We start from the raw sequence: 233 nt of genomic DNA, 5'->3' as shown, positions 1-233 counted from the left end.
AAAATTAACGCCTACTATTTTTGCAACGTGAATTTGAAAACAGGAATACTATTATCATTGATTTTACTGCTTGGCCATACTATTCAGGGGCAGGATTGTAATTTATCCATAAGAGGCAAAATCATCCATCTGGAAAACAATGAGCCTATTGAAGCAGCTTACATTTGGGTATCCGAAGCTGAAGAAGGAGCTGTCAGTGACCAGAATGGTAATTTCACCATAAAGAATCTCTG

Annotated in this window: 1 protein-coding gene; it reads left to right on the top strand. The window is 37.3% G+C overall.

What is annotated here, in order from left to right:
- Positions 1-33 precede the first annotated feature (33 nt).
- Positions 34-233 (top strand): carboxypeptidase-like regulatory domain-containing protein (locus I5349_RS14145; protein WP_226391402.1); only part of this gene is annotated, 200 nt, incomplete at its 3' end.

Source organism: Penaeicola halotolerans (assembly GCF_016464625.1).
Taxonomy (GTDB): Bacteria; Bacteroidota; Bacteroidia; order Cytophagales; family Cyclobacteriaceae; genus Penaeicola; species Penaeicola halotolerans.
This window is presented reverse-complemented; position numbering and strand designations above follow the sequence as displayed.